Source organism: Bradyrhizobium barranii subsp. barranii (assembly GCF_017565645.3).
Taxonomy (GTDB): Bacteria; Pseudomonadota; Alphaproteobacteria; order Rhizobiales; family Xanthobacteraceae; genus Bradyrhizobium; species Bradyrhizobium barranii.
In genome coordinates, this window is sequence record NZ_CP086136.1 from 2,487,652 (window position 1) to 2,507,531 (window position 19,880).

Genomic DNA, 19,880 nt, shown 5'->3' on the forward strand with positions numbered 1-19,880 from the left:
TTGCGGCCAATTGCCCGCGCATCGTCGCCTCCGTCAGCCGGGGTAAGTGAGGGCCACGATGATCGGGCCGAGCACGGTCAGGACGACGTTGCCAATAGCGTAGGGCACGGCGACGCCGAGCACCGGCGTCTGGCTCTCGGCGACGTCGCAGGCTCCGGTCACCGCAGCATCGACGGTCATGGCGCCGGCCAGCGCGCCACAAGTGATGACCGGATTCATGTGCAGCACGTAGCGCGCAAACAGCGTCGCGACGATCAACGGCACCAGCGTGACGACTAGGCCCATGCCGACCAGCAGGACCCCGTGTGCCTGGATCGCAGTCCAGGCGGCGGCTCCGTTGCCGAGACCGATCGCCGCGATGAAGCCGCCGAGCCCGAGATCGCTCAGCGTCTGCTGCGCGGCGGGCGGCAACGCGCCTATGGTCGGCCGGCGCGACCGCAGCCAGCCGCAGACGAGGCCCGCGATCAGCGCGCCGCCGCCGCCGCCGAGGGTCAGCGGGATGCCGCCGACCCTGAAGCTGACGAGGCCAGCGAGCAGGCCCGCGGCGATGCCGATTGCGAGAAAAGCAATGTCTGCGCGATCGCCGGAGCGCAGGATCTGCCCGACCGTCGCCGCGGCGCGCTCGATGTTGCGGGTGCTTCCGACGAGGGTCATGACGTCGCCCACATAGACGCGGGTATCCGGTCCGAGGGGCACCTCGCGGCTCATCCGGGTCAGCGTGCGGAGATAGACGCCGCGTGCGTCGTTGCCGACGCGTTCAGCGATCTCCATGATCGACCGGCCATGGAGATGGCGGCTGTCGACGAGGACGTTGATCACGTTGCCAGGAATCGCCTTGAGGATTTCGTCGGCATCGATTTCGTTACCGATGACCGGCTTTGCAGCGACGAGGGCAGCGGTTCGCCCAGCGATGACGATGTCGTCGCCTGGCTCGAGAATGGTGTCGAGACGCGGCTCGACGTCGACCCCATCCCGCACGATTCGCTCGACGACGGTGCGGCTACCGATTTCCGCTTCGACGTCCTTGACGGTGCGGCCCGCGGCGGCGGAGACGCGGTAGGCGCGGGCCTGGAATTTGCGATAGTGGAGATTCTCGTTCTGTGGCGGATTGCCACCGGAAAGTTCGGCCTCCAGCTTCGCCGCTTCCGCCTTCAGATCGACCCCCATCAGCTTCGGTGCGACAAACGGCACGAACAGAAGTGTGAGGATATAGCCGAGAACGTAAGTGACGGCGTAGCCGGCGGCGATGTTCGCTTCCTGCTGCTTCAAGACGTCGCTGGACAGGCCGAGTTGCGCCAGCGCGCCAGAAGATTGCGTCAACCCGCCGGCGGCAAGTCCCGAGGCCGTGCCCGGATCGAGCTTGAACGTGAAGGCGAATATCAGAACGAGGATCAGCCCCGTGCCGCCGAGCACGAGCGCCATCACGACCTGCGCCAGGGTTCGGATGCTGAGGGACGCGAAGAATTCGGGGCCTGACCGGTAGCCGATCGTGAACACAAAGAGACTGAACAGGAGCACGCGCAGCAGCGAGGGGAAGGTAAAGGTCCCGAGCTGGCCGATGAGCACGGCGACGACCAGGATGCAGGCCGTCGTTCCGATCGAGAAGCCGCGAATCTTGACGCGGCCGAGTACCGTACCGATGGCAATGGCGAGCAGCAGGAAGATTTCCGGAGCGGTAGAGATGATCCACCTGACGGTGCCCATGATGCGTGCCCTCCAGCAATTTTGCGTAAATCTGGTTCGTGAAACCCGGCGACGCTTGATCCAGATCAATCCTCGCCAATGGCAACGCGCCGCCCATAAAGCCGTGCAGGATTGGCGGTCGGTCGCTATGTTCGGGAATGGAGTTTCCTCAGGATGATTCCGGGCGGTGTCTCCTCGAACTCGGCCGCTTGACACTTGTCGGTGGCGCGCTTCGACGCGATCGCGCAATAGGGTGCGCCAGTGTTGGACGCCGGTTGGCCAGGAAATCAGCAAAGGCTCGGCATCACTACCGAGCTTCTTGTTGTTGAATTCTGAAGGTCGCACTTAAAAGTCCATACCCCCCATGCCGCCGCCGCCCGGAGGCATGCCGCCCGCACCGGTGTTCTTCTTCGGCACTTCCGCCACCATAGCTTCGGTGGTGATCAGGAGCGCTGCGACGGACGCCGCGTTCTGGATCGCCACTCGAACCACCTTGGTCGGATCGATGATACCCTTGGAGACCAGGTTGCCGTATTTGCCGGTCTGCGAGTCGAAGCCGTACGATTACTGATCCTTTTCGAAGATCTTGCCGACGATGACCGAGCCGTCCTCGCCCGCGTTGATTGCGATCTGGCGGGCCGGGTAGGACAACGCCTTGCGCACGATCTCGACCCCGGTCTTCTGGTCGTCATTCTTGGTGCGAATGCCCTTAAGGTGCTCGGAGGCACGCAGCAGGGCGACGCCGCCGCCTGGCAGGATGCCTTCTTCAACCGCGGCGCGGGTCGCATGCATCGCATCGTCCACGCGATCCTTGCGCTCCTTCACCTCGACCTCAGTCGCGCCGCCGACGCGGATCACCGCGACGCCGCCCGCGAGCCTGGCGAGACGCTCCTGGAGCTTCTCACGATCGTAGTCCGAGGTGGTTTCCTCAATCTGCGCCTTGATCTGGGACACCCACGCATCGATGTCGGCGTTCTTGCTGGCGCCGCTGACGATCGTGGTGTTCTCCTTGTCGATCATCACCTTCTTGGCGCGACCGAGCATGTTGAGCGTGACGTTCTCGAGCTTGATGCCGAGATCTTCCGAGATCGCCTGGCCACCCGTCAGAATCGCGATGTCCTGCAGCATGGCCTTGCGCCGATCGCCGAAGCCCGGAGCCTTGACGGCCGCGACCTTCAGGCCGCCGCGCAGACGGTTGACGACGAGGGTGGCGAGCGCTTCGCCCTCGACGTCTTCGGCGATAATCACAAGCGGCTTGCCGCTCTGCACCACGGCTTCCAACAAGGGAAGGAGTTCATTCAACTCAGATAGCTTTTTCTCATTAATCAGGACGTAGGCATCATCCATTTCAACGCGCATCGTGTCAGCGTTGGTGACGAAGTCGGGCGAGATGTAGCCGCGGTCGAACTGCATGCCCTCGACGACGTCGAGCTCGGTCTCGAGCGACTTGGCTTCTCAACGGTGATGACACCCTCGTTGCCGACCCTCTTCATGGCGTCGGCGATGAACTTGCCGATCTCCGCATCGCCATTGGCCGAGATGGTGCCGACCTGGGCGATTTCCTCGTTCGAGGTGACCTTCTTGGAGTTTTTGACAAGGTCGGCGACCACGGCTTCCACGGCCATGTCGATACCGCGCTTCAGATCCATCGGGTTCATGCCAGCGGCAACCGACTTGGCGCCTTCACGGACGATCGCAGCGGCGAGCACGGTCGCGGTGGTGGTGCCGTCGCCAGCCGCGTCTGCGGACTTGGAGGCGACTTCGCGCACCATCTGGGCACCCATGTTCTCGAACTTGTCCTCGAGCTCAATCTCCTTGGCGACGGTGACGCCGTCCTTGGTAATACGGGGAGCGCCGAACGACTTGTCGAGAACGACGTTGCGGCCCTTCGGACCGAGCGTCACTTTTACCGCATTGTGGAGGATGTCGACACCGCGCAGCATGCGGTCGCGGGCCTCGACTCCGAATTTGACTTCTTTGGCTGACATAGTGGGTCTCCCTGCGTTTTTGATTTAGTCTCACCCTTAATCAGGCGCTCGACAGGCGCTTGAGCGATGGATTAGGCGGCCTTCTTCTTGGAAGACACGTCGGTGAGAACGCCCATGATGTCACTCTCCTTCATGATCAACAGCTCCTGGGTGTCGATCTTGACCTCGGTGCCCGACCACTTGCCGAACAATACGCGGTCACCGACCTGGACGTCGATCGGGATCAGTTTGCCGTTTTCGTCACAGCCGCCGGGGCCAACGGCGATGACTTCACCCTGGGAGGGTTTTTCCTTGGCCGCGTCGGGAATGATGATGCCACCGGCGCTCTTCTCTTCTGCGTCGATGCGCTTGACCACGACGCGGTCGTGAAGCGGACGGAATTTCATGCACTCCTCCTATCTTCTCGTCGTAGATAGCAGTCGAAGCTAGCGAGGGCTACTCGCCTACTCAAAGGGTTGTGATTGCCGGTATCATGCCGATCACGCGCATATCCTCGGTCCGGATCGTAACGGAGCGCCCGGTTTCCAAGGCGATCTTTCGGGCTACCTTCATAGCGGCAACCTCGTCTGTGTATTCAAGCACAATGATGCTGCCTTCCCCGAAAAAGCGGCGGGTCCGTGGCGGCCTTACTCATGGTTGGGATGCAGCTCGCGCTTCAGGGCCTCGTACTGCCCAGTCAAGATGGCAATTCCGTCCAGGGTGAGTTGGTCGGTGATATGCTGCGAGAGTGCTTTGCAGTGCGCACTATCTTCTCATTCGGCTGAACGCATTTTTCGCACATGAAACGCTCCCATTCCTTGAAAGGCGGGAGCACACACTCGTCTCTCTGCCAGCGGCGCACGGTGCAACTGTCGGTGATCTGCACCAACAGGAGAGGCTTGGACTCGTTCCTAAGTCGACGATCTCGGTTTTTCGCGCCTATGGTCGGATGTCTCATTTGGGTCACAAGTAAATAATCGGCGGAGAGGCGCAGCAGGTCAGCTGGGCGCATTCCCGTCACGAAGCTAGGCACCAGAGGCGGCCTTACTCTCTTTCTTTCGTCACGTCCGCAAGGCTCTCTAGTTGGTGCGCTAAGGCTGTCCAACTATGTGCAATGTTCATAAGCACGGAGGACTTGCGGGCCGAAATACTCGGGTCTTTCCCGAGGGCTTTGTACTCTGCCGCGTATGTTCGGCATTCCCGACGTGCGTTCTTGGCGATCCTATGCAGGCGATCTTTGACTTCCAGGAAAAGCTCGCTGATTGGGATGAGCACGTTTGCAAGCATTTCCCATTAGTAGGAGAACTGTCCACTCCGTGGCGTTGGAAAAATTTTGAAGAGGAGGAGTGTGGTCGCTGGCTTTTGGAGGTAAGAAAGAAGCTATTGGCGGTCGAATCCATCGATCTCGCGTCGGCTCACGCCAACGCCTCCTGGATTCAGACTGGCGGAAAAGACGAGCATAAATGCCGGCTTGAGGCTTGTTCAACACGAGCCCCAAATCCGAATGGCACTATTCTGATAATTGGCGACAGCAAGAATCCACAAGGGCAACGACAGTTTGCCAGTCAAACGCCCGGTGCAACAGCTGTGGAGAGCGTTGATCTTCGAGATCTGGTGAGTTTTGCGCGCTCACTCGATCTGAAATCGAAGAAAGCATTGCTCAGGTGGTCGAGTTTGCCGAAGAACTTATGACAAATGTTGGTGGCTCAGGTCTGCTCAAGCGGGTGGAGACACTCCGGGCTAACAGGAATCATAAGCCCGCCTCGGACCTGGAGAGCCTTGTGATGCGCTTCGCGGACAACCCAACTTATTCGGGAGTCCGCTCAGTGCTCGGCGCCCTTGGTGAACAGGCAGGCGTCCGCAGCCATCGGCCGGGGATACTCCGAGGCTGTATTCGGGCGTTGCAAATGGCAGAGGGCCAGGATGGAACAACTTTTCACGCGGCTGCCGTGAGCGTTAGAGAGCAATCTCGTGCGCTCGGCCGTCCCCTTTCACGCGGGTCGGTTGGAAGCACCCTGTTGCTGAAAGGGCTAGAAGCCGACGTTTCCGTAATTTTGCACGCTGATGATCTTAGTCGCCGCAACCTTTATGTAGTGATGACCAGAGGTTCACGACGCTTGGTGATCTGCTCCGACCAAGGCGTGCTGCGTCCTACCTAGAGTCCTCACAACGTTTGCGGGCTTCCTGCTTTGTGTATGTGCCTGCTTCGTTTTTTACCGTCACCTGCTTTGAGGGGGATTCTCTCAAGTCAGGAATCGCCCTTGCCAGCCTCAGCAACGCCGCCAGTTACCCTTCGCATTTGGCGGCAAGAGCATCAAGACACCGGCCAAAAAGGTCGCCGAGGCGGCTCAAGCAGGGTAGGCTCGCTGTAGATGGACATAGACGAGTTGCGGAATGCTGGAATACACACTTTCGATTTGCGGACTCCAAAGCTGAGCCCGGCATTCAACTGTCTGACGTGATTGTTGGCGTGCTCGGTAAGATGCACACCTACTTCACCGATACAGAGCGAGATGAGGTCACGGTAGATCGGACGGCTCTGGCTGGGCCGAGCTTGGAAAACGTGAACCTCCTTCGTGATCTGATTTCCGCTTCGCATAGCGTCAACATTGCGCTCAGAGCTGGCCCCGGTTGTTTGGACAGCGCCCCGCTGGATTTAAGTGGATTCCTGCCGGGTTATGCTGAACGCGGGGCTTTACGGTTTTGTCGTTGCGTCGGGAGGGCGTAGCCCGACCAGAGCGACGACAAAACCGTCGGCGACGGTCATGCGGCCATCACCATAGCTTGCGTGCCGAAGTAAGCCTCGTCGGGCGTGCGCCCGTCAAGGCTCGAGTGAGGGCGTCCCTGATTGTAGAAGGCCAGATACTTGGCAATTGACGCTCGCGCCTCGGACACGCTGTCGTAGGCGCGGAGATAAACTTCTTCGTATTTGACCGTGCGCCAGAGCCGCTCGACAAACACGTTGTCGCGCCAGGCGCCCTTGCCGTCCATGCTGATGGCGATCTTCGCGTCCAGCAGCACATCGGTGAACTCGAGGCTGGTGAACTGGCTGCCCTGATCCGTGTTGAAAATCTCGGGCCTGCCGTGCTTCGCCAACGCCTCCTGGACCGCTTCGACGCAGAAGGCCGCCTCCATTGTGATCGAGACGCGATGGGCCAGGACCCGTCGGCTGAACACATCGACGACCGCCGCGAGATAGACGAAGCCACGCCGCATCGGAATGTAGGTGATGTCCATTGCCCACGCATGGTCGGGCCGCTCGATCTTCAATCCGCGCAACAGGTACGGGTAGATCTTGTGACCCGGAGCCGGCTTGCTCGTGTTCGGGCGACGATAGACCGCCTCGATCCCCATGCGCTTCATCAGCGTCGCGATGTGGCGGCGACCGGCGTATACGCCCTCCCGCCGCAGCAACGATCGCAGCATACGCGCTCCCGCGAAGGGATAATCGAGATGCAGCTCATCGAGCCGACGCATCAAGGCAAGGTCCTCGGCCGAAACTGGCCGAGGTTCATAGTAGACCGTGCTGCGAGCCAGCTTCAGGACCTTCGCCTGGCGCACGATAGAAAGATCATGATCGCGGTCGATCATCGCTTTGCGCTCAGCAGGCCCGCCTTGGTGAGCGCGCCGGACAAAAAATCGTTTTCCAACGCCAGCTCGCCGATCTTGGCATGTAACGCCTTCAAATCGACCGGCGTCTCGGCCGATGTCTTGTCATGCCCAAACACGCCGGCGGCGCCTTCCAGGAGCTGGTTTTTCCAGATCGTGATCTGGTTCGGATGAACATCAAACAGTTGCGCCAGCTCCGCCAGTGTCTTGTCGCCTTTGACCGCAGCCAAAGCAACCTTCGCCTTGAATGCCGGAGAATGCGTCCGGCGGCTCTTCTTCGTCATCTTCGCTCCTGATTCGCAGCAAGAATCCTCGCCGCTGTCAGGCAGAAAATCCACTCAAGCTACTGTCCGAATTTGCGGGGCCAGCTCTCTCCTCGATCACGTCGCCAGTATTCATGATCTGGAAAAGCTCGATCTGTTTCTTCAGTTTTCAGATGGGGCTCATGCAGTTTGAGGGCATTGCCGCCAAGTTCATCGGCTCAGCCACTTGCCCCCCGAGACTGAGCAAGAACGCGGCATTTTCGTAGGTCGGTGTACGCTTCTGTTCATGACGAATCGCACATTCAAGACCGGCGAGAGCCGCGACCAGGCCAGTCTGCTTCCTGCTCGGATTGAGGATTATGTCAGGCCGGACAACCCGGTCCGGGCAATCGAGAGCTTCGTTGGTGTTCTCGACCTTGCCAAACTCGGCTTTCGCCATGCGGATCGCAAGGCTGAAGGGGTCGGCCAGCCACCGTACGATCCGGCCGATCTGCTGAAGCTCTACCTTTACGGCTACATCAACCAAATCAGGTCGTCGCGTCGGTTGTGAGGACGATGGCATCACGGCCTATGTGCCGGTGCCGGAGGGCAACGCCCGGCTCGAGAAGCAGGGCCGCTTTACCCTCAAGGACTTCAACTATGATGGCGCATCCGACACCTACCGTTGTCCCGCCGGCCAACTGCTACATCCGATGAAGAGCAGGCAGAAAAACACCAGTGGCCGCATCGAGATCCGCTACGCGGCGCGCGGAGCGATCTGCAAGACCTGCCCGCTCAAGGTCCGTTGTCTCTCGTCGAACGTAAGCGACGTTCGCGTCCCATTCGCAAAGGTTTGGCGTGGGGATTGCAGTCTGTTGATCAACGTGTTTGCAAATCGTTGACGGGGGGTATGGAGGCGGCAACGACGGAGAATTACGAGGTGCGGCCGAACGACCAGGGCAGGAGCTCGTCGATCCGGGACTGCGGGTGACCGGTTGCGATCGCTTTGAGCGTCGCTTTCATCCAGACGTAGGGCTCCACGCTGTTGATTTTGCAGGTGGCGATGAGCGAAGCTATGCGCGCCCATGAACGACCACCTTCGTCGTGACCAGCAAATAAACTATTTTTACGCGTCAGAGTCAGCGGCCTGATTTGATTTTCGACGGGATTGGTGTCCATCTCAACGCAACCATCGTCGAGAAACAAGGTGAGGCCATCCCAATGGTTCAGGAGATAGGCGATCGCCTTGCCCATCTCGCTGCCCGGCGACAGGCGAGCGGCTTGCTCGCGCAGAAACCTCTCGAGTTCAGCGACGAGCGGCCGTGATCGCTCGTTACGGGTCGTTTGCCGAGCCGGGGCGTCGGCGCCACGGATCTCCTTCTCGATCGCATAGAGTGCGGCGATGCGCGCGAGAACGGCTTCGGCGATGGGTGAGCCGGCTTTCGGAGTCGCTGCGATGATCTTGCGCCTTGAGTGGGACCAACATGCGGCCAGCCGCAGCGGCACGCCGCCTTTGCGCTTGGGCCGTGCGAGCCGATGATAGCCCTGGTATCCGTCGACCTGAAGGATGCCGTCGAAGCCCTCGAGGATGCGCTCAGCATGGTCACCACCGCGTCCTGGCGCGTAGTGGTAGACCACGATTGGTGGATCAGCGCCGCCGTGGCCGCGATCGTCGCGCAGGACAGCCCACAGATAGCCGGTCTTCGTTCGGCCCCGGCCCGGATCGAGCACAGGCGCCCTGGTCTCGTCTATGAACAAGCGGCCCGATTGCTTCATCACGACGCTCATGCGCTCGACCAGCGGCGCGAGGTGGAAGGCGACCGTTCCCATCCAGTCTGCCAGAACGGCGCGATCGATGAAGATGCCATGCCGAGCCAGAACCTGCGACTGACGATAGAGTGGCATGTGCTCGCTGAACTTGGCGACCGCCACCTGCGCCAGCAGCGCCTCGGTGGGGATGCCACCCTCCACGAGATGGGCGGGCGCCGGCGCCTGAGCAACACCGGTGCAGCCCTTTGCGCAGGCGTAGCGCGGTCGCACCGTCTCGATCACACGATACTGGGCGGCCATGACATCGAGACGGCGGGAGCGATCCTCGCCGATCTGGACCATCCGGCCGCAGCCGCAGGGACACTCGAGGTTCTCGGGTTCGATCACCTGCTCGATGCGCGGCAGGTGCGCGGGAAAGGCACGGGCAGCGCGCCTGGTCCGGCGGCTGGACGGCGCCGTGCCGGCGCGGCGCGCACGATCGTCCTGGCGTTCCTGGACTTCGGCGATGGCAATCTCGATGTCCTCGAGAACCAGTTGCATCTGATCGGGATTGAACTTCTCCGAGCGTTTACCGAAACGTGCGCGCTCGTACTCCTTCACGAGCAGTTCGAGGCGTTCGACGCTCTCTTTGGACGCAGCCAGTTCACTCTCGACATGAAGGCGCGCCGAGCATTCATCGTCTGCGCGACGACGCTCGGCTTCAATCATCGCTTCCTGCGCGCGGAAGAGCGCGCGCAAATCGGCGGGCAGCGCTGCAAGACGGGCGGGATCAATGGGGGACGGCGGCACATCCGCAAGCTATCATCCCAAAGCCCCGCGCGAAACAGGTTGTCGGGTCTGAGTCAGTTCGCCGCAGCTGGCGTCGCGACAATCCGTTCGCCCACTCGCTTCCAGTTCAGCCCTTCAAACGAGGGGATTGAGGAATGTCCCTGATAGTGAGTCTGACGAATCATTTCCGGAGGTGGTCGAGGTTGGGGACCCCCACCATCCTTTGTGGGGGCGCTCATATCGAGTGATTAGGAAGATCGGTCAGCGAGGCCGAGGCATTCCCGCTTCGTATGAAGTTGAGTATCGCGCAGGAAGCAGTCTTCTGATTCAAGCAACCGCAATCGAATATTATGAGCAAGAGGCAAATCAGATTAAGCTGAGTATGGAGGCTCTACTCGAGCTTTTATCGACAGCGGATTGTCCCGACGCACATGAGCATGGATCCAGCCGATCTTTGGTCGACGCTGACGCCCGCGCTCCGACGCCAGATCGTCGAAGACGTCGCCGCAATTTTGGCGGAGATCCCTCATGAAGTCCGAGCTGGTCACACCAAGCCACTTGGCGCGCAAAGCCGTAGTCTACATCCGGCAGTCGACGCCCCATCAGGTCGTAAGCAATCAGGAGAGCCTGCGCCTTCAATACGCGCTTCGCCAGCGCGCCCGCGAACTCGGATGGCGTGAGGCGGCCATCGACGTGATTGATGCCGATCTCGGGTTGAGCGGCGCGTCTATAGCACAGCGTAACGGCTTCAAGGAACTCGTTGGCCGTGTTGGCCTGAGTGAAGTGGGACTCATCCTGTCGATCGACGTGACCCGCTTGGCGCGTAATTGTACCGACTGGTATCCGCTCCTGGATATCTGTGGTCTACGTGGCTGCCTGATCGCCGACCGCGATGGTGTCTATGATCCGGGCACTCCCAACGGACGGTTGCTTCTCGGGCTGAAGGGTTCGATCTCCGAGCTTGAGCTACATACGATCCGCAGCCGGCTGACCGCCGGCCTGCTGGCCAAAGCCGAACGCGGCGAACTTGCGGTTATGCTGCCAATCGGGCTGATGCGGGACCCGAGCGGTGTGGTCGTTAAGGATCCCGACATGGCCGTGCAAGGGCGGCTCGGTCTCGTCTTCCAGTTATTCCTGCAGCTGCGCAGCGTTGCCAAGGTCATGCGAGCGTTGAACGAGCGTGACCTGGAACTGCCGCGTCGTGATCGATATGGCGATTTGTGCTGGACACGCGCGCGACGCTGGCTGCCGTCGCGGCGATCTTGAAGAACCCCGCATACGCGGGCGCCTTTGTCTATGGACGAACCCGCTTCCGGCCGCCGAAGCGGGAGGGGGCCCTGCCACAAAAGGCTCCGCGGCCGATGGAGGAGTGGCGGATCGTCGTTAAAGATCGATATCCAGCCTATATCGACTGGCCAATTTATGAAAAAATCCGATCCGTCATCAGAGATAACCGAGCCGAATACATGCGCATCAAAACCCGCGGCGCGCCTCGCAATGGCGAGCTCCTGCTCCACGGCATTGCCTGGTGCGCACGATGTAGCCATAAGATGTACGTCCGCTACAAGGGCGGCGGCGAATATGTATGCAATCACCTGCGTACCCAGGAAGGTCAGCCAACCTGCCAACACATCCGCGCCGCCCATATCGATGCAGCCGTTGGCGACGCATTCCTAACCGCACTAGCGCCGGCCGAACTCGATGCCTTGTCGCGCTCCCGCCGGGTGCAGCAGCAGACGAACAATGCGCTACGCTCCAGTGCAGAACGAGAGCTCGAGCGCAAGCGATACACGGCGGCGCTCGCCGAACGGCAGTTCAACCGAGCTGATCCAGATAATCGGTTGGTCGCCTCGGAACTCGAGCGTCGATGGGAAGCGGCGCTAAACGACGTGCGCGCCGCCGAAGAGGCGCTTGCCCGACAGACGCCGCCCAAAGCCATCACACAAGTGGCCATAAGCAAGGAGCTCAACGACAAGGTCATCAGCCTCACCGGCCGCCTCCCGCAGATATGGGGTGACGAGACTATCTCGGATGCGCATCGCAAGGCGTTGTTGCGATGTCTCATCGAAAAGGTCGTTCTCGACCGCGGTGAGCGCGACTTGGCCCTGGCTAGGATCGTCTGGCGGGGAGGCGCCGTGACGGAGCTCGAAGTGAAGATGAGCGTCAACTCCGTCACCAGATTGACGCGAGGCACAGAGATGCGGGAACGCCTTCTGACGCTCGCTCGCGACGGCGTCCCAGACGACAAGATCGCCACAATCCTTACTCGGGAAGGTCACCGCTCTCCCCGTTGCGCCGATAAGGTGCTGCCTATCACCGTTGGGCGGCTCCGTCGTGCCGCCGCCATCAAGGTAACTGCCCAGCGCAGCCGATGGGAGCATGACGACTCATACCTCAGCCCGCCCGAACTGGCCCGAAGGCTCGAGATTCCAGTAAACTGGCTCTATGTTCAGATCCGAACCAAGCGTTTGCTAATTGATCGCCAGCCCAGCGGCGCCTATCTCTTCCCGAATACACCATCCGTTCTTCACGCCATCGGAGACCTTCGAAACCACGTCATCGCGCAACTTGATCTAAGAATCTGTCAGCCTAACAAGGAGGGGCATCAACATGGGTGATCGAACAGCGCTTCGAACTGCACGCGCGTCAGATGCATGACGCCGTCGCTGATCTGCGGCCACTCGAAACGACCATCGCGGCCAAGGCGCTTGTAGACCAAAACGAGGCCCGTGCCGTCCCATAGCAAAATCTTCAGCCGGTCGGCGCGCTTCGAACGAAAAACCACGATCAGGCCCGAATGCGGATCGAGCCCAAGCGTGTTTTGCACAAGACCGGCCAGCGCGTCGTGCCCGCACCGGAAGTCAACAGGACGCACAGCAAGCACAATCCGCAGTCCCTGCGCCGGAATGATCATGCGCCGCGCTCGATCGCAGTCACGATCTCCGCGATCCGCACCGCCGACACGTCCGCATCCAGGCGGACCGAAACCTTGCCAATCGTAATCTCGACGGGCCCCTCGCTCTTGCCTGACGCCACTGGATCGCTCAGCTCGATCGACACGAAATCCGCCGCGTCGTCCGTGACCAATGCGAGCCGGCCAGCACGCGCCAATCTGCGCCACGTCGTCAACTGCTGGGCCTTCACACCATAACGCCGTGCGACATCACATACCCGGGCGTCGGGCTTCATGCTCTCGAAAACAGCGCGCCCCTTGATCTCCGCAGACCATAACCGGCCTCCAGAACGCGTCCGGCGCGTAAGCTTCCCCACAAAGCCATCAGCTTCGGCTTCCTCCCCCGATTGTTCCATCGCCTTCAGTCTCCTCTCGGCTCTCTGACAAGCCAAGGATCGCAGAGCGAAAGCCGAAGCGAAACCAGTCAATCAAATGGGAGAAAAGCTCCGCTTACACTTTATCGTTTGTTCCTCGACGATCAGATGCAATATTCCTGCGCTTATTTTCGAGATCCCGAGCATGAGACGCTCGAACAGGCGCAGCGCAACAAGTTGGTTCACGCCACCAGCAAACTCCAATTAAAGCCTGGAATGACCGTCGCTGAGATCGGCTCCGGCTGGGGCGGCTTCGCCATCCATCTGGCGCGCGAGACCGGTGCCCATGTCACAGCAGTCAATGTTTCACCCGAGCAGATCAGGGCAGCACGTGTTTATGCCGAGGCCGCCGGCGTGGCCGATCGAGTCGTGTTTCGCGAATTGGACTATCGCCAACTCAACGGCCAATTTGACCGGGTGGTGTCTGTCGGCATGATGGAGCACGTCGGCATTGGACATTTTGACGAGTATTTCCTCAAAATCCGCGAACTCCTGACCCCTGACGGCTATGCCTTTGTCCATTGCATCGGCCGGATGTCGCAGCCTGGCACCACCGGTCCTTTCATCCGCAAATACATTTTTCCCGGCGCCTATGTGCCGGCCCTATCCGAGACCTTCGCCGCGACGGAGCGCTGCGGTCTGTGGTGCGACGACATGGAAGTGCTTCGGCTGCATTATCGCTACACCGTGAAACACTGGCGCGAGCGCTTCGCCAAAAATAGACTACAGGCCGCTGCAATCTACGACGAACGGTTCTGCCGGATGTGGGAATTCTACCTCGCCGCTGTCGAACTCGAATTCTTGCATGGCTCCCACATGGTGTTTCAATTGCTTCTATCGACCAAACGCGATGCGGTACCGATCACGCGCGATTTTATGGCCGACTTCGAGCGGGCGGCCTGGGCTAAAACAAGTGGTTGAGCGCTGCCACCCCGACCTTCGGCTGCACCGAAAGACTTAGAAATCGCTACCGGGCATGTCGCCTGTTGGGCCCTTCGCGGACCTGAACCGCGGATCCGGTGATGTCCGCTCACAGTCCGCTTGATCCTGATCAACAGGAGATCCATCCGCTGGAGCTACAGAAAATGTTGCGTGGCCCCCACCGCGCGACCCCACCCAAAGCCGCTGGCTTCCCAAGGGCTGGCGGCTTCCTTTTTCCGAATTTCCACCGTGAGAGTCACCTCCGGTTGAGTACGAAGGTCCGACCAGATTTGCGCTCGATCAATCTTGGGGGGGCCTCTCTGTTTAACTCATGCAAAGTCTGAACAGGGAGGTTTCAACCATGCTAATAAATGCGAACGCAGCCGCCTGTCAGCCTATCGACGGGCACCTCGCCGCTCTCGCTGGCGGACGCGTCGCCTGCAGCGAGTTCAAGTATCGCAGAGGCATCGAGATTTTTGGTGAAGGTGAGGACGCAGAATACGTCTACCAAATTACTTCGGGGGCGGTACGGACGTATAAGATGCTCCCAGATGGTCGCCGCCAGATTAATGCGTTTCACCTACAGGGTGACATGTTCGGATTTGAGAATGGAATCACGCACCGGTTTAGCGCTGACGCTCTCGTCGAAACTCACGTTCGCATCATAAAGCGAGGCAGCATCCTCAATGCGATGCAAAGTCGAGTGGTCAGCACAAAGACCCTCATTTGCTACGTTACGCAAAATCTCCAGCACGCTGAAGATCACATGCTTCTCTTGGGGCGAAAGACTGCCCTCGAGAGAGTTGCCGCATTTCTTCTTGAAATGGATGAACGGCTAAACCATCCCCCGATGATCGTCCTACCAATGAACCGCCGCGACATCGCCGACTATCTTGGAATTACGTTGGAAACTGTCTCCAGAGCTTTCTCCGTGCTTCGAGACGAAGCATTACTACGTTTTGACGGAAACACTCAGCGTCGGCTCGAATTGCTAGACCGTCAGGTCCTCGCGAAGTTCGACGCGTGAGCGCCCATGCCCAAAAACTCCCCCCCCCCGATCTGCCCGAAATGCGGCAAGCCGATGCACTTCGTGATCGTTAAGACAGGCGGTCGCAAGTTTCGCTGCATCAAGTGTGACGACATTGACCCAATACAGGTCCCGGACTTTCAAGCATGGGCCAATAGCGAATTGCGCCCCCCGAAAGACGACATCAAGGCCTGAGTTGGGGCCTCTTAGATATCGCCTGTTGGCCCGCGTGAGCCATGCCGGGTGGTCTGACGATGTCAGTGCGCAGGGGGTAGACCGTAGGAGAACGGCACGCGGACAAAGTGACGCGATTGACCCAACTCAGACTCTTTAAGGTGGCAAAGGCCAGAAAATTCATAACCACAAAAAAGCCCCGGCGAGCCGGGGCTTTGGTTTGCGAAGATGCGTGCGATCAGTATCTGGCCGCGACCGGTGCGCCGTATCCACCGAAGCGGTAGTTCAACCGAAGCGTGACCATGTCCACATCTTGGCTGACTCCGCTGCCGGTGAGGATGAACCCTCTAGGAGTAACCACGCCTGCGAAGCCGGCATTATCACGCCCCATCCAGAGATGGTCGTATTCGATACCGAACGACCAGTTGGGCGTGAAGCCGTACTCCCAGCCAACGCCGAGGGCGCCGCCCCAGCGTGTGTGGCCTGCCGATGCCAGGCCGACCCCGGTGATGTTGTTGAATATATCGAATCGATTGCGCGTCACGGCGGCGCCGCCCTTCACGTAGAACAGCGAGGCGTTCCACGCCCAACCGAGTTGCGCCGTGAGGAGCCCGATGGCGTCAATCTTGCCCGTGGTCGAAATCGATGGATCGATCAGACTGACGCGCGTGTTCTTGATTTCGGCCCAATCTCCCTGCGCTTCCAGGCCGAGCACAAATTGATTCGTTTGCCAGCGGTACCCGATCTGTCCGCCCGCGAGGCCTCCGGAGCGATCGGCGCAACCACCTGCGACTGTCCCTGCGGGCGTCACGAAATCCACACAACCGTGGCTTTGTCCCCAACCTCCGTTGGCACCGATGTAGAATCCCGTCCAGTCATAGATCGGCGCGACCACCGGGGGCGGCGCCTTGGTGTAGGGACGGGCCGCCAGATCAGCCGCCGACGCGGGGGCGGATAGAGCTACGGCCATCATCCCGGCTGCGGCTATCAGAAGCTTTTTCATTACGAGCAATCTCCCCAGAAAGAAGTTCAAAAAAGGCACGACGCCCACCTAAGGAATCGATGCTATCCCGTTCGTCCGCAGGTTGATGTAGCCAAGCCGCAACACTCGGCTCAGATCTTTAGCGGGAATATCTTTATTAAGGACTTACAGGGAACCAAATGCACGCCAACGTGCTTATTACGGCAGAAGAAAATCCGCCGACCCTGGAGAAAGTCCGCGGGAGTTAGGACTGTAGATCCTGATTGGGGCCCCCGGTCGCCGTTCAACTGTGGCATGGGACCCCCGGCGCGAACCGGCGTCACAAACCTGTGGCATGACCATTGCAAAATGCAGGACAACTGGGATTTCAGCGCTCGGTTAGAGAATAAGCGCTGCCGGGACGCTTATTTCGAGCCCGGTGACGCTTCCCTTTCTTCGCTTGCACCATCACTACGACGCATCTTGTTTCGACGAGTGGGGTACTCGGCGCATGACGTACGACACGGCAACGGTACATATGCTCCGCGACGTTCTAGACGACGTTCTTTCCAGTCCGTCATTCACTCGTCAGCAGCAGCGATCTGCGGCGGAAGTTGCCGAGCGCGTTCTCTTACTCGCTTCCCAAGGCGAGCGTGAACCGATCAGTGATCAAACGACACCTGCTAAATGAGTTTTTGGCATCCGCTGCCAGCGAAGCCAACCGGGGCCGCCCCCTTCGCCTGATCGACGGTGAGCACGCTAGGTGACCAAGGGCCGCTGGTAACGCCCTGCCGGTTCGATCGTGTCTGCCATGCCACCACCGCCGCTCATCGGAGCATTCCCTGCCCCTGGCAGGTCGGCTTTTGATGCTGTGGACGGCTCCTCCACGGGCACGAGAGTGCCAAGGAGTGGGCGCCGTTTTGAGGCTCCCACGATTCGGAGGAGCGACCTATGTAGTCAATTTCGACAATCGGTCTGGATATCGCGAAGTCGGTCTTTCAAGTGCATGGCATTGATGCAGCCGGCCAAGTGGTCGTGCGCCGTCAATTGAGGCGCCACCATGTCCTGGCGTTTTTCCAAAAGCTGCCGCCATGCCTGGTCGGGATCGAGGCTTGCGCGTCATCGCACCACTGGTCCCGCGAGCTGCAGGCGTTGGGGCATACGGTGCAACTGATGCCTCCGGTCTATGTGAAGCCCTACGTCAAGCGGCAGAAGAACGACGCCACCGACGCGGAGGCGATTTGCGAGGCGGTCACGAGACCCAACATGCGGTTCGTGCCGACCAAGACGGTTGAGCAACAGAGCTGTCTGATGCTTCACCGCGCGCGCCATCTCTTCGTCCGCCAGCAGACTGCCGTGATCAATTCAATCCGCGCCTATCTTGCCGAGTTCGGGATTGTCGCCCCTGTTGGACGCAGGGGTGTCGAGCAACTGCTGGAAGTCGTCGCCGATCCAGCCGACTGTCGGCTCCCCGAGGTGGCCCGTGCGTGTCTCGTTGCTCTCGGCAGTCAATTGCGAGCCCTGAAGGCCCAGATTCTGGAGTTCGACCGACGCATCATCGCCTGGCATCGATCAGATGCAACGAGCCAACGGCTGGACGCGGTCCCCGGCGTCGGGCCAGCGCTGGCCACTGCGCTAGTCGCGAGTGTTGCCGATGCCAAGTCCTTCCGATCGGGGCGGGATTTCTCGGCCTGGATTGGGCTCGTACCGAAGCAGAACTCGAGCGGGGGGCAAGGACAAGCTCGGCAGCATCAGTAAGCAAGGCGATCGCTACTTGCGCAGTCTGTTCACGGCTGGCGCCCTCGCCGTGATCCGCTACGCCAAGATCCATGGCACCCGGTATCGGCCCTGGCTCACCTCGTTATTGGCGAGGCGCCCCACAAAGGTCGCTGCGATCGCGCTCGCCAACAAACTTCCCAGGATGGCATGGGCGATGATGGCCAGGAACGAACGCTACAAGGAACCCGCCGCGCTCACGGCGTAACGAGATCACACTGGCCACGCCGGTGTGACGTAACGGTTGGAAGGGCGAACAGCACGTAATGCAGCGCCGGTCGACCCGGCGATCAGGACAACCCACATCGGGCCATAGCATCTTCGAATGCGTGCTTTGAGCTATGGCTGATTTTGGGTGACGCGGCCTGATCAGGCGGCGTGGCTTTCAGTGTTCGGAATGACTTCGATTCCGTCGATGAACTTTACACCGGCGATGACTTTCGGCAACTGGTTCGTGCTCTTCAATCGCCGCCAGGTCTTCGATGCGGCGTCGATGAGCTTGAACACCATCAGCTTCGCAGTTTGTTGCGACAGCGATCCCTTGGTCCGCACCGTTCGGTGGCGCACCGTGGCGAAGACGCTCTCGATCGGGTTCGAGCTGCGTAGGTGGATCCAGTGCTCAGCAGGGAAGTCGAAGAAGGCGAGCAGCGCATGGCGATCCTTGATCAGGCACTCCACCGCACGTCCGTATTTGACGTGGTATTTCTCGACGAAGACGTCGATCGCGGTTTCAGCTTCGGCCCGGTGTGGGGCCAGATAGATGTTCCGCAGGTCGTTCTTCATGGGGCCCTGCACGGATTTGGCGACCTTGTCGAGTACGTTGCTCACTTTATGGCACCAGCATCGTTGGTGCCGCGTGCCGGGAAAGGCCTCGTCCAGTGCCTTCCAGAAGCCGAGGGCGCCGTCGCCGATGGCGAGTTGCGGGGCAATCCGTAACCCGCGTTGCCGCAGGTCGATCAGGAGTTCGCGCCAGCTCTGCGCGCTCTCGCGCACGCCGACCTGGAAGCCGATCAGCTCCTTCTTGCCTTCCGGCGTGGTGCCAATCAGCACCAGCATGCATTCGCTGTGATCTTCCATGCGGGCCTGCAGGTACACGCCATCGGCCCAGATGTAGACATAGCGACGCGCCGACAGATCGCGTCTCTGCCAGCGTTCGTACTCGACCTGCCAATCGGCCTTCAGGCCGGCGATCACCGAAGGCGACAGGTTCGGCGCATCCTTGCCGAGCAGCGCCGAGAGCGCCTCCTGGAAGTCGCCGGTCGAGATGCCGCGCAAATAGAGGACCGGGATCAAGGCATCCAGGCTCTTCGTCCGCCGCGCCCATAGCGGCAGGATTGCCGAACTGAAGCGGAGGCGGTCGCCTGGCCCGCTCGCTCCGCGGTCGCGGACCTTGGGACGAGCGACCTCCACCGGACCGATGCCGGTCGCAATCTCGCGCACCGGACCGTGCCCATGTCGGACCAGGCGCGCTCGACCGTCGGGCAGCGTCAGATTGGCCGTGCTGGCCAGAAACGCGCCAACCTCGATCTCGATCGCCCTGGCAAGCAGGTCCCGCGCGCCGGCACGAACGATATCGGTCAGTGGATCATCAACCGCGGACGGCTGACGGAAAGCAAGAACATTGGTAGTCTCGGTCATGGCGTATCGCTCTCCTC

General features: G+C 60.3%; 13 protein-coding genes and 3 pseudogenes. 7 read left to right on the forward strand and 9 right to left on the reverse strand.

What is annotated here, in order from left to right; translation table 11 throughout:
• Positions 1 to 33 precede the first annotated feature (33 nt).
• From J4G43_RS12100 to J4G43_RS12110, 3 genes and pseudogenes are all read right to left on the reverse strand, one after another.
• Entirely contained in the window at positions 34 to 1,704 is a 1,671-nt protein-coding gene (locus tag J4G43_RS12100; protein ID WP_208084935.1) for an aspartate:alanine exchanger family transporter, read from the reverse strand.
• A 324-nt stretch (positions 1,705 to 2,028) separates the two neighbouring features.
• A pseudogene (groL, locus tag J4G43_RS12105) lies at positions 2,029 to 3,671 on the reverse strand (chaperonin GroEL).
• A 71-nt stretch (positions 3,672 to 3,742) separates the two neighbouring features.
• Complete coding sequence (locus J4G43_RS12110) at positions 3,743 to 4,057, reverse strand: co-chaperone GroES (RefSeq protein ID WP_208084936.1); 315 nt, start codon at positions 4,055 to 4,057, stop codon at positions 3,743 to 3,745.
• Positions 4,058 to 4,874: 817 nt separating this feature from the next.
• Between J4G43_RS12110 and J4G43_RS12115 the strand changes: the two genes are divergently transcribed.
• Entirely contained in the window at positions 4,875 to 5,342 is a 468-nt protein-coding gene (locus tag J4G43_RS12115) for a hypothetical protein (protein WP_208084937.1), read from the forward strand.
• Positions 5,343 to 6,413: 1,071 nt separating this feature from the next.
• On the opposite strand, the gene J4G43_RS12120 is transcribed toward J4G43_RS12115, so the two are convergent.
• A protein-coding gene (locus J4G43_RS12120) for an IS3-like element ISRj2 family transposase (RefSeq protein ID WP_129557670.1) occupies positions 6,414 to 7,543 on the reverse strand; the annotation gives its coding sequence in 2 pieces (ribosomal slippage) (positions 6,414 to 7,291 and positions 7,291 to 7,543; 1,131 coding nt in all).
• Positions 7,544 to 7,808: 265 nt separating this feature from the next.
• Here J4G43_RS12120 and J4G43_RS12125 point away from each other — a divergent pair.
• Positions 7,809 to 8,069: pseudogene (locus tag J4G43_RS12125) on the forward strand (transposase); the annotation flags it as partial.
• 365 nt (positions 8,070 to 8,434) lie between these two features.
• On the opposite strand, the gene tnpC reads toward J4G43_RS12125, so the two are convergent.
• The gene (tnpC, locus tag J4G43_RS12130) at positions 8,435 to 9,979 is read right to left on the reverse strand and encodes an IS66 family transposase (protein ID WP_224517700.1); all 1,545 of its coding nucleotides are present in this window, start codon (positions 9,977 to 9,979) and stop codon (positions 8,435 to 8,437) included.
• Positions 9,980 to 10,567: 588 nt separating this feature from the next.
• Here tnpC and J4G43_RS12135 point away from each other — a divergent pair.
• Together J4G43_RS12135 and J4G43_RS12140 are read left to right on the forward strand one after the other, a co-directional pair.
• Positions 10,568 to 11,305, forward strand: a complete 738-nt coding sequence (locus tag J4G43_RS12135; RefSeq protein WP_225004813.1) for a recombinase family protein — start codon at positions 10,568 to 10,570, stop codon at positions 11,303 to 11,305.
• A complete protein-coding gene (locus J4G43_RS12140) occupies positions 11,260 to 12,657 on the forward strand; it encodes a recombinase zinc beta ribbon domain-containing protein (protein ID WP_225004815.1) in 1,398 nt (465 codons plus the stop codon). The genes J4G43_RS12135 and J4G43_RS12140 overlap by 46 nt, the downstream gene beginning before the upstream one ends.
• Here the strand turns inward: J4G43_RS12140 and tnpB are convergent.
• Together tnpB and J4G43_RS12150 are read right to left on the reverse strand one after the other, a co-directional pair.
• Complete coding sequence (gene tnpB, locus J4G43_RS12145; protein WP_060907863.1) at positions 12,645 to 12,953, reverse strand: IS66 family insertion sequence element accessory protein TnpB; 309 nt, start codon at positions 12,951 to 12,953, stop codon at positions 12,645 to 12,647. The genes J4G43_RS12140 and tnpB overlap by 13 nt on opposite strands.
• A complete protein-coding gene (locus tag J4G43_RS12150; protein WP_026192391.1) occupies positions 12,950 to 13,348 on the reverse strand; it encodes a transposase in 399 nt (132 codons plus the stop codon). The genes tnpB and J4G43_RS12150 overlap by 4 nt, the downstream gene beginning before the upstream one ends.
• A 126-nt stretch (positions 13,349 to 13,474) precedes the next feature.
• Here J4G43_RS12150 and J4G43_RS12155 point away from each other — a divergent pair, with 126 nt between their 5' ends.
• Complete coding sequence (locus J4G43_RS12155; protein ID WP_208089297.1) at positions 13,475 to 14,287, forward strand: class I SAM-dependent methyltransferase; 813 nt, start codon at positions 13,475 to 13,477, stop codon at positions 14,285 to 14,287.
• 361 nt (positions 14,288 to 14,648) lie between these two features.
• A complete protein-coding gene (locus tag J4G43_RS12160) occupies positions 14,649 to 15,314 on the forward strand; it encodes a helix-turn-helix domain-containing protein (protein ID WP_208084939.1) in 666 nt (221 codons plus the stop codon).
• Positions 15,315 to 15,726: 412 nt separating this feature from the next.
• Here J4G43_RS12160 and J4G43_RS12165 read toward each other — a convergent pair whose 3' ends face one another.
• Positions 15,727 to 16,491 carry an outer membrane protein gene (locus tag J4G43_RS12165; protein ID WP_208084940.1) on the reverse strand — a complete coding sequence of 255 codons (765 nt, stop codon included), beginning with the start codon at positions 16,489 to 16,491 and terminating at the stop codon, positions 15,727 to 15,729.
• 918 nt (positions 16,492 to 17,409) lie between these two features.
• On the opposite strand from J4G43_RS12165, the pseudogene J4G43_RS12170 reads away from it, so the two are divergent.
• Positions 17,410 to 18,433 (forward strand): annotated as a pseudogene (locus J4G43_RS12170) (IS110 family RNA-guided transposase).
• Positions 18,434 to 18,594: 161 nt separating this feature from the next.
• Here J4G43_RS12170 and J4G43_RS12175 read toward each other — a convergent pair.
• A complete protein-coding gene (locus J4G43_RS12175) occupies positions 18,595 to 19,863 on the reverse strand; it encodes an IS256 family transposase (protein ID WP_038952271.1) in 1,269 nt (422 codons plus the stop codon).
• Positions 19,864 to 19,880: the final 17 nt, after the last annotated feature.